Raw genomic sequence first — 14,930 nt, 5'->3', positions numbered from 1 at the left:
CGCATGATGACAGCAGAAGAGAAGAAGTACAAAAAGTGGATTGTAACGCTTTCCATCATTATTCCGTTAGCAGTAGCGGTGCTATTTGGGGTCAATTTAAGAAAATTGGGTTATGATGTAGAACCCTTAACCTTTCTACCGCCAATTTATGCCACGATCAATGGAATAACCGCTGTATTGTTGGTGGTAGCGATATCGGCGATTAAAAGAGGCAATGTGAAATTGCACGAAAATCTTATCAAGGTATGTATGGGCTGTTCTGTTGCCTTCTTATTGATGTATGTCGCTTACCACATGACCTCCGAATCTACATCTTACGGTGGTGAAGGGGTAATCCGGTATATTTATTTCTTTATATTGATATCCCATATTCTATTGTCCATTATCATCATACCGTTTGTATTGTTTACATTTGTACGCGGTATTGCAGGCGCGTATGAGCGGCATAAGAAGCTGGCGCGTATTACCTACCCTATGTGGTTATATGTGGCCGTAACGGGGGTTATTGTCTATTTGATGATTTCACCTTATTATAGTTGAGAGCTGTAAATAACAACTTCACAATACTAAAAAAATGAAAAGAGTTTGGATTTATCAAAGCAATCGTTTTTTTCTACAGGATGAGATTCGTAAAATAGAGCAAGTTTTACAGGAATTTGTAGCACAATGGACAGCCCATGGCAACCAATTGGCGGGATCATTCGAGATTCGTTACGACTTGTTTATTGTCCTAATGGTAGACGAAGAGAAGGCAATGGTAACAGGATGTTCTATTGATAAGTCGGTTCATCTCTTAAAGAAAATAGAGCAAGCGTTGGAGGTATCGTTATTTGATCGCTTACAAATAGCCTTTCGAAGAGCGGCGAACGAACCTATTCAGGTAGTTCCACAAAATGTTTTTCGGAGCTTGTTGGCGAAGGACGAGGTTAATTCCGATACCGTTGTTGTCTTTAATAATATGGTAACCTCTGCTGAAGAATTGGCGACAAAATGGGAAGTGCCAATGAAAGCAAGTTGGCACTCCAAAGTATTTTTATAGAATCAAACCTTCTGGATCAGTCCAGGTGAAGCATTTCGTATTTCCTGACTGGCCTCTGCCTGATATTGTTCGGAATGCTGAACAAAAAGCTTTGCCAACGTTTCAGCTTGTTTATCGTATGCTTCCTTATTTTTCCAAGTATTCCGCGGGTTAAGTATTTCTACCGGAACACCGGGGCATGTTTTGGGCATTAGAATACCAAAATGAGGGTGGCGGGTATAGGGTTGATCCGTAAGGTGTCCTTGAATAGCCGCTTGTACCATCGCACGGGTATGATGTAGGCTGATTCTTTTTCCAATCCCATAGGCACCTCCTGTCCAGCCGGTGTTCACTAGCCAAACGTTCACTTCGGGATATGCATCTAATTTCTTCCCTAACAATTCGGCGTATCTTGTCGGATGAAGCGGAAGAAAAACTCTTCCGAAGCATGCGGAAAAGGTACTTTGCGGTTCGCGGACGCCGACTTCTGTTCCAGCCACTTTGGCCGTATATCCAGATAAGAAGTGGTACATTGCCTGCACCTTAGTAAGTTTAGCGATCGGGGGCAGCACGCCAAAAGCGTCACAAGTTAAGAAAAAGATATTCTTCGGTATTTTTCCGACAGCGTATTCTTTTGCATTTTTAATATGATCAATGGGGTAGGCTGCCCGCGTATTTTCCGTAATACCAGCATCACTAAAATCAACTTTATTTGTGCCTGAAAAAAAACCTACATTTTCCAGAAGTGTAGGATGTTTTATGGCAGCATATATCTGAGGTTCTTTGTCCGGGTGTAGATCGATACATTTGGCGTAACAACCTCCTTCGAAATTAAAAACGCTATCGTCGGCCCAGCCGTGTTCATCGTCGCCAATTAACTTCCGGTTAACGTCAGCGGATAGTGTCGTCTTACCTGTACCACTTAATCCAAAGAATAGGGCAACATCGCCCTGCTCTCCTTCATTTGCTGAACAGTGCATCGGAAGTACATTATATTGGTGAGGCAGTATGAAGTTCAAGACAGAAAAGATTCCTTTTTTCATTTCACCGGTATAGGCGGAGCCGCCTATCAAAATCATTTTTTTGCTGAAATTGATCATGGTGAAATTTTCTTGTCGTGTTTGGTCAATTGCGGGATTCGCTAAGAACTCCGGTACCTGTAATATGGTCCATTCTTGTTGATCGTTTTCAGGGTCATCGACAGCAGGTCGTAAGAAAAGATGATGACAGAACAGATTCGCCCAAGGTGTGGTATTAATAACCGTAACATGGAGTCGGTAGGAGGGATTTGCTCCGGCATAACAATGGCGTATCCACAATTCTTTGTCTTGAATAAACGCTTCCATTTTCTCCAACAGATTATCGAAGATTTCGGGGGCGATCGGAATATTGATTTCTCCCCAGTCAACGGTATTTTCCGTGAATTTATCGCGAACGATAAACCGGTCTTTAGGAGAACGTCCCGTAAACTTTCCGGTCTGGATGCAAAGCGCCCCGGTGTTGCTTAGTTTCCCTTGTCCGCGATCTAGCGTCTGTTGGACTAACGTATTTGCATCTTGATTAAGATAGATTGTTGAAGAAGCAGCAGCCAAGAAGTAATCGGCGCGAAATGGGTTCGGATGTTTCGTTTCCATAACCATAAGAATCATGATTTAGTTTATGAAACGAAAGTAGGTAGAATATCTATGGAAAGACAGTGCAGGATAATTTTCGCATACTATTGGATAAAATAGATGAATATTTGGTTTTTGTTGTGTTTTGCAGAATAATTAACACATCAAGCTTTGGTGTCGCTATAGCTCAACCAAGCCTCTTTTTGATTCACTTTCAGCATCACTTCTTTTCCAAAAATAAGGCTATGATTATTCTCCATGTGTCCAGCAGGAAAACCGAAGCACACCGGGAAATCGTATTCGGCGACTTTGTCCATGATAATCTCTTCAAACCGTTGGCCAAAGGGCGGATTGCTGTCTTTTAATGCCGTAAAGCCACCTACAATTAGACCCTGTAATTTGGAAAGTTTATTGGCCCTCTTAAGTGTCCATAACATGCGATCGATATTGTAATGCTGTTCTCCCACGTCTTCGATAAAGAGTATCTTGTTATCATATTTTCCATCGGAGGGAGAGGCTAAAATACTGTGAAGGATGGCTAGGTTACCGCCAATTAAGCGGCCATATCCCTTACCAGAGCGGTTGGGGAATGTATTTTGACGGTAGTTGAAATCTGTTTTTTTTCCAAAAAGGGCATGTCTTAAAGATGTTAAGGCTGCTGTAGTACTTTCATCAAAAGACTTCGGCATCTGTCCGTGTATACTGCATATACCAACTTTGTTGTGAAGGTGGCTATGAAGTACGGTAACATCACTGAATCCGACAATCCACTTCGGATGTTTTTTGAACTTTCGGAAGTCTAATTGGTCGATAATCCTAACTGTACCATAACCACCGCGAGCAGCGAAAATAGCTTTAATGTCCCGATCGTCAAGTACAGCCTGTAAATCCTGTCTGCGTACATCATCTGTTCCGGCAAATTGGTGAAATTGGGAGGTTACGCTTTTGCCTATTTCGACGTGAAGTCCCCAGTCACTCAAGACTTTCACCGCTATATCGATATTTCTTTTGATATAACTCGCCGGACAAACAATGGCGACTTTATCTCCTTCTTTAAGAAATTCTGGTGTTTTCATGCCCCGTCCTTATTATTATACGCGCAATTTGAGTTATCTTTGCCAAAGAAACAAGTATTTCTTCGGTTTAATTTTTTGTCAACTTAAAAATCTGTATACGTTGAGTATCTTATCTAAAAATCGTTTTACTATTACATCGGCTTTGCCTTATGCAAATGGCCCTTTACATATCGGGCACCTTGCAGGCGCTTATATACCTGCTGATATTTTCGCACGTTTCCTTCGTTTGAACCATAAAGATGTAGTGTTTGTCTGTGGCTCGGATGAACATGGGGCGGCTATTACGATTAAAGCAAAGAAAGAAGGGGTAACACCACGGGAGATTATTGATAAGTATAATCAGCAAATCAAAGAGAGCTTTGAGGAATTCGGGATTGAGTTTGATATTTATCACCGTACTTCGGAAAAGGTACATCACGAGCTATCACAAGAGTTTTTTATGAATCTTTACGAGAAAGGCGAATTTATCGAAAAATTTTCTGAACAATATTATGACGAGGAATACCATCAATTCTTAGCTGATCGATATATTGTGGGGACCTGTCCGCACTGCCATAATGAAGGTGCTTATGGCGATCAATGTGAGAAATGCGGAACCTCATTGAACCCAACAGACCTCATCAATCCTAAATCAACATTAAGTGGAAAAACACCTGTATTGAGGGAGACTAAGCACTGGTATCTCCCGTTGGATAAGTATCAACCTTGGTTAGAAAAATGGCTGATCGAGGGAAAAAAAGGTGTGTTAAAACCGAATGTTTTTGGACAATGTCAATCTTGGTTAAAATCGGGCTTGCAGCCCCGTTCTATGACACGTGATTTAGATTGGGGCGTTGATGTTCCACTTGAGGAAGCGAAAGGAAAGAAATTGTACGTTTGGCTGGATGCACCGATAGGATATATTTCGGCTACGAAACAATGGGCTCTCGATAACAATCAAGATTGGGAAAAGTACTGGAAAAAACAAGCTGATACATCGGATGACTCCACCCTCATTCACTTTATCGGGAAAGATAATATTGTATTTCACTGCATTACTTTTCCGGCGATATTACATGCACATGGTGAATATATATTGCCTGAGAACGTTCCGGCGAATGAGTTTTTAAACCTAGAAGGAGATAAATTGTCTACGTCCCGAAATCATGCAGTATGGTTGCACGAGTATTTACGGGAGTTTTCAGGTAAACAAGATGAGTTACGTTATGTGTTAACCTCGATTCTGCCGGAGACATCAGATAGTGAATTTACATGGAAGGATTTTCAAGCGCGCGTAAATAACGAGCTTGTGGCCATTTTCGGTAACTTTGTGAATCGTGTGATGGTGTTGTCTCATAAATATTTTGAAGGGCAGGTTTCTTTAGGAGAGGCATTGACGGAAGGGGATCAAGCGACATTGGACGAGTTAGCAAGCTATCCACCGCTAATCAGCCAAACGATCGCACAATATCGGTTTCGGGAGGCATTGAGCCATTTTATGAATGTCGCCCGTTTGGGCAATAAATACCTGGCCGATGAAGAACCTTGGAAGGTATATAAGGAAAATCCGGAGCGCGTAAAAACCGTGATGTATGTCGCCGCACAGATTGTCGCTAATATAGCGGTATTGTCACAGCCGTTTCTTCCGAAAACAGCAAACAAGTTATTTGCGATGTTGGATATGGAATCGCAAGATTGGTCGAGGGCAGGGCAGCAAAATCTTATTGCAGCAGGACATGTGTTAAGTGAAGCCCAACTGTTATTCGAAAAGATTACCGGTGAACAAGTGGACTTCCAATTGCAAAAATTAGAAGAGGCGAAGACAAAAAACGCAGCGGCGGCTGCACAAGCCGAACCCGCGAAAGCAAATATCACTTACGAAGATTTCCTAAAGATGGATATTCGTGTAGGAACAATTTTGGAAGCTGAGAAAGTAGCGAAAACAAAGAAGCTCTTGAAGCTTAAAATCGATACGGGTATTGATCAACGAACAGTTGTTTCGGGCATCGCCGAGTTTTTCAATCCAGCGGACATTGTCGGTAAACAAGTTTCTATATTAGTGAATCTGGAGCCGCGTGTTATCAAAGGCATTACATCCCAGGGGATGATTTTGATGGCGGAAGATGCAGATGGTAGGTTAGATTTCGTTAATCCAACTTCGACGATTAAACCGGGTAGTTCGGTGCGGTAGGTTTTTAGGATGGCTGAAAAGAAGGAAGTACCGGCTATTGGCGTTCAAAAACAAGAAGTAGCGCCTGCAAGCACCGTGCTTTACAACAGGGCCATAGCCTATATGATGCAGCACTATATGGATCCGGCGTTGAACCGATTTACTATCGCTGATGCACTTCAATGCTCGGTCCGGCAGTTGAGCAAAGCGTTTGAAGGGCGGTCGGAAACCTTGAAATCATCCCTTCTTTTGCTACGTTTGCATAAAGGACGTGCGTTGTTGCGTCGCTACCCCAAGCGACCGGTAGCTGATATTGCACGGCAACTGCATTTTTATGATACCAAACATTTTGTTCGTCAATACAAAAAGTGTTTCGGTCATTCGCCCGCGGCCGAACGGCGTGAAAAGATAAAAAGTAGCCTCCCGAGCGAGCTAGAAAACAGCTAGCAACTACCTGTTTTCTCAAAATAAGGAGCTATTTTGCCGATATCAATACTGGTTTATGTAACCGATGTCGTTGTTTTGTCGGCTGCCGTATCTGTTCTGCGAAAAGCAATAGTTGTTTTGTTGGAGTTGATACTTGTTTTCGTAACGGATATCGTTGTTCTTCCGAAAGCAGTATCTCTTCTGCGAAAAGAAGTAGTTATTCTGGCGACATCGATACCTGTTTTTGTAACCGATGTCGTTGTTCTTCCCGAAGCAGTATCTCTTCTGCGAAAAGAAGTAGTTATTTTGGCGGCATCGATACCTGTTTTTGTAACCGATGTCGTTGTTCTTCCCGAAGCAGTATCTATTCTGTGAAAAGAAGTAGTTGTTTTGTTAATGTATGTATCTGTTTTTACAAAACAACTACCTGTTTTTGTTTTGGACAAGATGATGCGGTGTTATCAAAAAATGATGTTTAAGCCGTTTTAAAGGCTATTTTTTTATAAATAGCAGCATGTTTTTAACTGTTTTTGAGGGGTAAATTTTTACCAGCATTATATCCCCAACAATCTATTTCTGATCAAAAGACTTGTGCCAAGGAGTCCAGCTGTATCATCCAATTGCGATGTTTTGAACTGCGTGTCGGTATTGACCAAGCTTAACGAGTATTTGTTGATCGCAGAAAGTACGGGTAACATAATTAACGATCCAGACCTTGCTATCTTTCCACCTAGAATGACGAGCTCTGGATTAAAAAGATTCAATAATATAGCGATTCCTTTGCCTATTTTCCCACCTGCTTGGGATATAAGATCGATGGATAGCATATCGTCCCGTAATGCCGCGGTCACGATGTCTTGCAATTTAAGCTGTTCGAGATCAGGTACTGTATCGGTTAAAAGTGTGGATACACCTTTGGAAATGGCCGTTTTCATTTGTTGAATTAGCGCTAAGCCGGAAGCTTCTGTTTCAAGACATCCTTTTTTGCCACAATGGCACAACAAATCATTGTTAAGAAAAGGCATATGTCCGAACTCACCCGCATAACCCGATTTACCGGAATATAAGACACCATTAATGATGATACCCATCCCGATTCCTTCGTCCAGATTTATAAAAAGTATGTTTTTTTCTGTCTTCACAATACCTTTAGCATACTCTCCAAAAGCCATAGCGCGTGTATCGTTTTCTATATAGGCGGAAATAGAAAACCGTTCGGCCAATACGGTACTCAATGGTTTCCCATGAAAGTTAAAGTAACTGTAGCTATTTCCCGTATCGTGGTTTATACGACCTGTTAAGTTCAACCCTAAGCCCGCAAATTTAGAACGCTCATATCCTGATTCCTGTATGAAATCCTCCACCAGAGAACAAAGGGTGTCAAAAGAAGCCGGTGTATTTTCCAATATAAAAGGTATATCTTTTTTGATGAGTGTAATTTCTTCAGCAAAGTTGATGATGGCAATATTCATATGATGCCTGTTCGCTTCCACGGAAACGAAATAAGCACAATCGGGATTAAGGCCATATATATTCGGTTTTCGGCCAACACCATTTACAATTTTGCCATAATCAAGTACGAGACCGTCTTCAATAAGTTCTGTTACCGTTTCATTGATTTTGGGTATACTGGTTTTTGTTGCTTGCGCAAGTTCGGCAATAGTAGCTCTTTCATGCTTGATTAAGAAAACTATTATTTCCTGTTTTAAAAGTGCAGTTTTATATAGCACCGCGTTACTCTGTGTCATCTCCAACTTTAGTGGAGAGAAAACTTCATTTATTGACTTCATCCGACAATCCCTAGAAATGCAATTATACTGAATTGCTAGCGTAAAAGCTAAAATAAAGCAAAAAATGATGGTGATGACAAGTTGTATTGAAAAATATTTTGTTATGATTATCTTTTTGTAAATAAAAATATAGAAATGGGATAGTCATTCTTGTATTTAACGTCTTATTAAATAAAATAAATTTAAAATAATCGTTAAATTAAAGTTTATTTTTAAAAATAATTTTGATATTGAAAATTTTATTTAATAAATTTGAATTGTTGATATAGACAATTATGAAGAGCAATTATAGGTTTTTTTTGACGATAAGTTTTATGTTGGTTGCTTGTATGACGTATGCGCAATTGTTGTTGGTAACCGATCAAAACACGAATAATTTCCAAAGACTGTTAGCGGATAATGGAATATCTTACAAACGATATCAGACAATAGATGAAGCGTTAGCCAACGCAAATCGAGGTGATGGGCTGATGGTTTTAGCTGGAAAGACAGGAGCTATCTCGAAGCGACAAGCTCATCAAATGAAGGAGAGGCAACTGAAAGTTTATCTAGAATATCCAAGCTATTTAACGAGCGATAAGCCCGAGATAAAAAAAATCAATTTGGAACGGGGAGTTATTTCGTCCAATACGATAGCAGGTGTCGCTCCGATGAGTATTGTCACACTAAACGATCAATATTTTTATTGTTATACGCATCCTTCTTCTATAATGAGTATCGCAAAGGTAGCTGGATTTGATAAAGCAGAATATGGGCTTACCGAGACCGAGAGCTATCCAGGAATGTTTCAAGAAGGACGGTTCCTCGTTTCAAGCGTGGCATTAAGCAATCAACCAAAATCTCGTTTTGGGCCAACGGAAGTCTGGAACAGGATATGGCAGTTTGTTTTTCGGCATGTGGGAATTGAGGTGGATACGCTCATCTTAAACGTTGATGTAAGGCCTACATTCGAAAGGAATGCTATTCTTCATACAGAAAATTTTACGCAGTCCATTAACAGGGGTCTCCAATGGTATCAGCATTCGAAATTGTTAATTCACGAAGATTGGGTAGACCTTGTTGGACAGTATACTAAAAAAAATGGGGAAGATGTTGTTTTTCCACCTGTTTCCGATGGACGTCCTGTTGGAGATGGTTCACTCGGAATATTGGAGGGGCATGCTTCTTATATTAATCAGGATGGTACGCAGCCTATTCGATGGTGGATAAGGGCGGATTGTCAAGCAGAAACGGCTTTTGCATTTAGTTCAGGATACCTATTAACAGATGACAAACAATATGCTTCCATAGCAGATAATCTATTGCAGTATCTCTATAAAACATCAAATTTACGCGGTGGAGAGCGAAGCGATCCAGCAAGCACATCATACGGCCTTATCGGCTGGGCCACGACAGATCCTGATGCTTATTACGGCGATGATAATGCGCGTGTTTTACTGGCGACGATAGGGGCAAGTAGTAATTTACAGACAGAGACGTATTTCCCTTATATTATCGAAGGGATATTAGGCAACTTTCGTACGTCAGGAAAATCTGGTTTTCGAGGCCCATGGTTTAGAGATGCAAAATTGCAGACGTTGACTTGGCAAGAACTTTTTGATAGCGAATTAACGAATATACATCCTCATTACGAATGTTGGCTTTGGGCCAATTACCTGTGGCTTTATGATAAAACAGGATATGAACCTCTCAAATCCCGTGCGGTTAAAGCTATTCAAACGACGATGGAGAACTTTCCCGTCTGGAAATGGACGAATGGTATCCAACAGGAATATGCAAGGATGTTATTGCCTTTGGCTTGGCTTGTTCGGATTGAAGATAATGAATTGCATCGGTATTGGCTTAAGATGGTTGCTAATACCTTGCTGCAGGATCTTGATGAGTGTGGTGCGATTAAAGAAAGATTGGGTATTGTTGGTTTAGGACGATACGATAAAGTAAGAAGTAATGCAGAATATGGTGTGAAAGAAGCCCCTTTAATTTCTGAATACGGTGATGAAGTTACAGATCTGCTATACACGTTAAATTATGCCTCCTTTGGATTAAACGAAGCGCTTGCTGCCACGCAGGATACGCTCTATAAAAAATCATTAGATAAGATAAACAGTTTTTTTGTTAAAGCGCAAGTACGAAGTGAGGTTCACCCCGATCTTGACGGGGCATGGTTCCGTGCCTTTGATTTTAATCGATGGGATTATTGGGCAAGCAATGCGGATTCGGGCTGGGGGCCTTGGGGAACACAAACTGGATGGACGCAAAGCTGGGTACTGAATTCGTTAATGTCACATATTAAACAGACCAACTTTTGGGATACAACACAGGATATTGGAAAGAACAAAAAATTTCAGGAAATATTTGAAAATAGAAAACAACACATGTTAAAATTAAACTGATTAACCAATGAAGACACGTGACCTTTTATTTGGAATGCTGTTGCTGCTGTCAGCATTCTCAGGGTGTAGAGATGACGCTCAAATTCCTCATTATGAAACGTCGAGTCCATCGAGTATATACGCGCTGAGACGAATCCAAACCGACGACAATCTGAAGTTTGGAACGACAGCGATTCGGGCAATAGTAACATCTGATTACGAATCAAAAAATATTGAAGGTAATATCATCGTCGTGCAGGATCTCACGGATGATGCTGCTATTTTATTGCAACTGCGTGAAGAAAATGATGCCATCAAACAGGGAGATATTGTACGGATCAATCTAGAGCAGTCGACTTTGAAATACATGGATGGTGAGCTTACGGTTTCCGATTTAAGCCTAAATAACATAACGGTAGAAAGTTCCGGTAATAACTTCACCCCCAAAATTGTAAGCATAGCTACTTTGATGACGAATTGTAAATATTGGGGGCCATTGTTGGTGCGTCTGAATAAGATCAATATATCCGATAATGGATCCACAAAGCTAAGTGGCGACTTATTGATTGATGATGAGATTGTAGAAATACAAACAAGATTTCGTGACGCCTCTGTCTTCGCAGTTGAGACAAACCCGTTGTTTGTCGAATCTATGGTAGGTCTCGCCCGGATCATTGGAGACGAAGTTTTTTTAATGCCTCGGAACATAGCCGATATTCAAGTGGGGCTTACAGAACTTTTGGAGGATTTCGAACTCTCGTCCAATACAAATTATGATTCGAAAAATATGAACTTCATTACAGGATCTTGGTTAATTGACGGCGGTATAACAGCAACCAGCGCGGCGGATCCGAAAAACGGAAGGCAAAGTATTCGTTTACAAGGTACTGTCGGTAATAATAATCGAAACGGAATCATTGCTATGAATTTTGATCTAAAAGGTATCAAGACCGTTGCTGTTTCGCATGGCATCTATCCAGCCGCGGCCGAGACGGGCAACGTGAATCCTACCGTATTTACAGTCGAAGTATCAAGAGATGGCGGGAATACATATACACCGATCGGCACAGGTGAAGTAGATAAATCAGGCACTTCATTAGAAACAACTGTTTTCGAGGTCAACGCTGGATTAGGCGAAAATGTACGGATACGTATTGTAAATACATCCCTGCCGTTTGCCAACAATAATAGACCTCGGATTAATATAGATGACATCCATTTTAAATTCTAATATTCCTAAATCATGACACATCAATTCAAACGGAGTATAACGTGTCTTATATGTGCTTTTTGTTTTCTTGGAAACATGGCCATATCATGGGCGCAGTCTCAACAAAAACTTGTTGGGGTGATAAAGGATAGCGATCAAAACTTAATTGAAGGCGCAACCATAAAATTAACAGGAACGGCCACGTCAACAAAGTCTGGTGCTGATGGTCGCTTTATCCTTGTGGTTACGTCTGATCGAGGTTCCATCGAAATTTCGATGGTCGGCTATCAAACACAAATAATACCTTTTCAAAACCTAAATCCGGTTACGGTTTTTCTTGAGGGGGAAAATACGAATATCGAAGAAGTCGTTGTTGTTGGATACGGTACGCAGAAAAGAGGCAATCTTACCGGTGCGGTCGACTATATCGATAGTGAAGCGCTGCAAAATAGACCGATAACCAATCTCTCGCAAGGATTGCAAGGGGTCGTAGCCAATCTTAATATCACACCGGCAGATGGACGCCCAAGTCAATCACCTGGTTTTAATGTCAGAGGTACAACTTCTATCGGGCAAGGAGGTTCGGCGCTCATTCTGATAGATGGTGTGGAAGGTAATCCGGCATTAATAAACCCACAGGATATTGAATCTGTTACCGTACTAAAGGATGCCGCTTCTTCGGCTATTTATGGCGCAAGAGGAGCCTTCGGTGTTGTTCTTATCACCACAAAAAATCCAACAGAAGACCAGGTGCAGATAAATTACAGCGGTAACTATGCCATAAAAGACCCTACTTACATTCCCGAATTTGTAACCGATGGTTACCAATGGGCATCTATGTTTAACGAAGCATTTTCGAGCTGGAACAACTACGCCAGCTATCCACAAAATGTCAATAAAACCATGCGGTTCTCGCAGGAGTATCTCCAAGAGCTGAAAAGGCGCTCCGAAGATCCAAGTCTTCCAAGGGTGGAAGTTGATCCGGCAACAGGAGAGTATATTTATTACGATAGTCATGACTGGATGGCGGATTTATATAAAAAGAATACCTATGCAGTCAATCAAAACCTAAGCATTTCCGGTAAAAGTAATAAAACGAGCTATATATTCTCTGCAAGTCATTTGACGCAGCCGGGATTATTTAAACATAATTCGGACGATTTCAAGCGATATAACATTCGGGCAAAAGGTACTATCGAAATAACGGATTGGCTGAATATACATAATAACACGGAGTTTTCGAAAAACCTGTTTCATATCCCCATGAATATCGGAGAAGGCGGTGGTATATGGCGAAATATGGTCGCGGAAGGACATCCGATGGTGCCTATGTTTAATCCGGATGGTACATTAACACATTCGGCAGCGTATACAGTAGGTGATTATGTGTATGGAAAAAACGGAATGGATTACGATCGAAACATTATCCGTACAATGTCGGGATTTCACGCAAAATTTTTAGATAATAAACTAAATGTCAGGGGAGATTTTACTTACCAGAATACCAATAGTAATGAAAACCGGATACGTGTTCCGGTTCCGTATAGCAGAATTCAAGGCGTGGTGGAATATCTAGGAGAGCAATATAATGATATTCGAGAAATTCAACGAAATACACAATATATCGCCAGTAATCTGTATGCGGACTATGAGACGGTATTTGCAGATAAACATTATTTTAAAGCGTTGGCAGGATATAATTATGAATTAAGCACCTACAAACGTATTGGCATGGAGCGTAATGGTTTAATTTACGAAGATGCCGAAGACATAAACCTGGCATTGGGGGACTATATGGCGACGACCGGTGGGTATGAACAATGGAATATTTTGGGCGGTTTCTTTCGATTCAATTATGTTTATGACGATCGCTATTTACTGGAAGTGAATGGCCGATATGACGGTTCATCTAAATTTCCGGCTCATGAGCGATATGCGTTATTTCCTTCTATTTCCGCTGGTTGGAGGATTTCGAATGAATCGTTTTGGAAAGTTAATCCTGCTATTGTTTCTGATTTTAAAGTCCGGGCTTCTTATGGGTCATTAGGTAACGGGAATATTAGCTCCTATGTATTCCAAGAACAATTGGCACTTAGCCAAATGGCAAGGATATTAGAAGGTAGGCAAAATGCAAGCACGAGTGCTCCAAATGTCTTACCGGATGGACTGACATGGGAGACCGCGACTACCGTAAATTATGGTATTGATTTAAGCCTGCTAAAGAACAAGGTCATGATCAACGCTGATTTTTATTCCCGTAAAACGACCAATATGTTTACGGCCGGAAGAGAACTGCCTGCTGTGTTTGGAGCAGCCTCTCCACGGGGTAACTACGCGGATTTAGAAACGAAAGGGTTTGAATTGACGGTCAACTATAGAGATAAAATAAATGTGGCGGACAAGCCGCTGAATTTTGATATTCGCGCAACTCTTGCGGACAGCAAATCAAAAATTCTAAAATTCAATAATGAAAGACGGTTATTAACCGATTACTATGAAGGACAGACACTAGGCGAGATTTGGGGTTACGTCACGGACGGGTTTTTCACAAGTGAACATCAGATTCGTACATCCCCTGATCAGCGCCTTTTCAACACGACTGCATCGGGCGTATGGAGAACGGGGGATATTAAATTTAAGGACGTGAATAATGATGGCGTTATTAATAATGGAGAAAATACGGTTGATAATCCCGGTGATCGTGTCATCATCGGAAATGAATCTCCACGATATAGCTTCGGACTGAACTTGGGTATAGATTATAGTAATTTCTTCGTTTCGGCATTCTTCCAAGGAATAGGTAAACAGGCATGGTATCCGAGTCGCGGATCAAATTCTTTCTGGGGACAATATAACGCACCCTATGGACATCCTTTAGTATCACAATTGGGCAATATCTGGACAGAAGACAACCCCGAAGCTTATTTCCCGCGATATACAGGCTATCTCGCTTGGACGGCAGGAGGAACGCTACGCGAAGCGCAAACACGTTACTTACAAAATATCGCTTATGTACGGATGAAAAATTTGCAGGTAGGCTACAAGCTACCACAGTCAGTTGTACAGAAAATGAGGGCAAAATCGATGTCTGTTTTCTTCTCCGGCGAAAATCTGTTCACGTATTCACCGATGTTTAAAATAACCAAGGGTAATATCGATCCGGAAAACACGGGAGATTCGGATACGCTGTTGGGTGACTCCAATCAAGGCGACGGATTTAACTATCCGATGTTGAAAAGCTATTCTTTTGGTCTCACATTAACCTTCTAATCTTAT

The 14,930-nt window shown here is 41.1% G+C and carries 11 protein-coding genes; 8 read left to right on the top strand and 3 right to left on the bottom strand.

Going from position 1 to position 14,930, the window contains the following annotated elements:
- Positions 1-3: 3 nt before the first annotated feature.
- Together H8B06_RS14060 and H8B06_RS14055 are read left to right on the top strand one after the other, a co-directional pair.
- Entirely contained in the window at positions 4-540 is a 537-nt protein-coding gene (locus tag H8B06_RS14060) for a DUF420 domain-containing protein (RefSeq protein ID WP_190994901.1), read from the top strand.
- A 34-nt stretch (positions 541-574) separates the two neighbouring features.
- Positions 575-1,039 carry an ABC transporter ATPase gene (locus H8B06_RS14055; protein WP_190994900.1) on the top strand — a complete coding sequence of 155 codons (465 nt, stop codon included), beginning with the start codon at positions 575-577 and terminating at the stop codon, positions 1,037-1,039.
- Positions 1,040-1,041: 2 nt separating this feature from the next.
- Here the strand turns inward: H8B06_RS14055 and pckA are convergent, their stop codons facing one another.
- Both pckA and H8B06_RS14045 read right to left on the bottom strand, forming a co-directional pair.
- Positions 1,042-2,652: a phosphoenolpyruvate carboxykinase (ATP) gene (gene pckA / locus H8B06_RS14050; RefSeq protein WP_223857683.1), complete on the bottom strand. Its 1,611-nt coding sequence runs from the start codon at positions 2,650-2,652 to the stop codon at positions 1,042-1,044.
- 143 nt (positions 2,653-2,795) lie between these two features.
- On the bottom strand, positions 2,796-3,707 hold the full coding sequence (locus H8B06_RS14045; protein WP_190994898.1) for a S66 peptidase family protein: 912 nt from the start codon (positions 3,705-3,707) through the stop codon (positions 2,796-2,798).
- A 100-nt stretch (positions 3,708-3,807) separates the two neighbouring features.
- Between H8B06_RS14045 and metG the strand changes: the two genes are divergently transcribed.
- The 3 genes from metG to H8B06_RS14030 are packed head-to-tail and all read left to right on the top strand — an operon-like array spanning position 3,808 to position 6,657.
- Entirely contained in the window at positions 3,808-5,877 is a 2,070-nt protein-coding gene (gene metG, locus H8B06_RS14040) for a methionine--tRNA ligase (protein ID WP_190994897.1), read from the top strand.
- A 9-nt stretch (positions 5,878-5,886) separates the two neighbouring features.
- Positions 5,887-6,303, top strand: coding sequence for a helix-turn-helix domain-containing protein (locus H8B06_RS14035; RefSeq protein WP_190994896.1), 417 nt, complete (start codon positions 5,887-5,889; stop codon positions 6,301-6,303).
- Positions 6,304-6,336: 33 nt separating this feature from the next.
- A complete protein-coding gene (locus tag H8B06_RS14030; protein ID WP_190994895.1) occupies positions 6,337-6,657 on the top strand; it encodes a hypothetical protein in 321 nt (106 codons plus the stop codon).
- A gap of 179 nt (positions 6,658-6,836) precedes the next feature.
- Here the strand turns inward: H8B06_RS14030 and H8B06_RS14025 are convergent, their stop codons facing one another.
- Positions 6,837-8,072, bottom strand: a complete 1,236-nt coding sequence (locus tag H8B06_RS14025; protein WP_130141592.1) for an ROK family transcriptional regulator — start codon at positions 8,070-8,072, stop codon at positions 6,837-6,839.
- Positions 8,073-8,347: 275 nt separating this feature from the next.
- Between H8B06_RS14025 and H8B06_RS14020 the strand changes: the two genes are divergently transcribed.
- The 3 genes from H8B06_RS14020 (at position 8,348) to H8B06_RS14010 (ending at position 14,924) form a co-directional block, all read left to right on the top strand.
- Positions 8,348-10,465, top strand: coding sequence for a hypothetical protein (locus tag H8B06_RS14020; protein ID WP_190994894.1), 2,118 nt, complete (start codon positions 8,348-8,350; stop codon positions 10,463-10,465).
- Positions 10,466-10,472: 7 nt separating this feature from the next.
- Positions 10,473-11,675 (top strand): DUF5689 domain-containing protein, encoded by a 1,203-nt coding sequence (locus tag H8B06_RS14015; RefSeq protein WP_130141590.1) that lies wholly within the window; start codon positions 10,473-10,475, stop codon positions 11,673-11,675.
- A gap of 75 nt (positions 11,676-11,750) precedes the next feature.
- Complete coding sequence (locus tag H8B06_RS14010) at positions 11,751-14,924, top strand: SusC/RagA family TonB-linked outer membrane protein (protein ID WP_223857682.1); 3,174 nt, start codon at positions 11,751-11,753, stop codon at positions 14,922-14,924.
- Positions 14,925-14,930: the final 6 nt, after the last annotated feature.

The organism is Sphingobacterium micropteri (assembly GCF_014692515.1).
Taxonomy (GTDB): domain Bacteria; phylum Bacteroidota; class Bacteroidia; order Sphingobacteriales; family Sphingobacteriaceae; genus Sphingobacterium; species Sphingobacterium micropteri.
Note: the sequence above shows the minus strand (reverse complement) of the source record. Positions and strands in the feature narration are given on the sequence as shown.

Excerpts from the sequence above, each read along its gene's own strand:
- H8B06_RS14060 (WP_190994901.1), top strand. The coding sequence starts at position 4 with ATGATGACAGCAGAAGAGAAGAAGTACAAAAAGTGGATTGTAACGCTT.
- H8B06_RS14055 (WP_190994900.1), top strand. The coding sequence starts at position 575 with ATGAAAAGAGTTTGGATTTATCAAAGCAATCGTTTTTTTCTACAGGAT.
- pckA (WP_223857683.1), bottom strand. The coding sequence starts at position 2,652 with ATGGAAACGAAACATCCGAACCCATTTCGCGCCGATTACTTCTTGGCT.
- H8B06_RS14045 (WP_190994898.1), bottom strand. The coding sequence starts at position 3,707 with ATGAAAACACCAGAATTTCTTAAAGAAGGAGATAAAGTCGCCATTGTT.
- H8B06_RS14035 (WP_190994896.1), top strand. The coding sequence starts at position 5,887 with ATGGCTGAAAAGAAGGAAGTACCGGCTATTGGCGTTCAAAAACAAGAA.
- H8B06_RS14025 (WP_130141592.1), bottom strand. The coding sequence starts at position 8,072 with ATGAAGTCAATAAATGAAGTTTTCTCTCCACTAAAGTTGGAGATGACA.
- H8B06_RS14020 (WP_190994894.1), top strand. The coding sequence starts at position 8,348 with ATGAAGAGCAATTATAGGTTTTTTTTGACGATAAGTTTTATGTTGGTT.
- H8B06_RS14015 (WP_130141590.1), top strand. The coding sequence starts at position 10,473 with ATGAAGACACGTGACCTTTTATTTGGAATGCTGTTGCTGCTGTCAGCA.
- H8B06_RS14010 (WP_223857682.1), top strand. The coding sequence starts at position 11,751 with ATGGCCATATCATGGGCGCAGTCTCAACAAAAACTTGTTGGGGTGATA.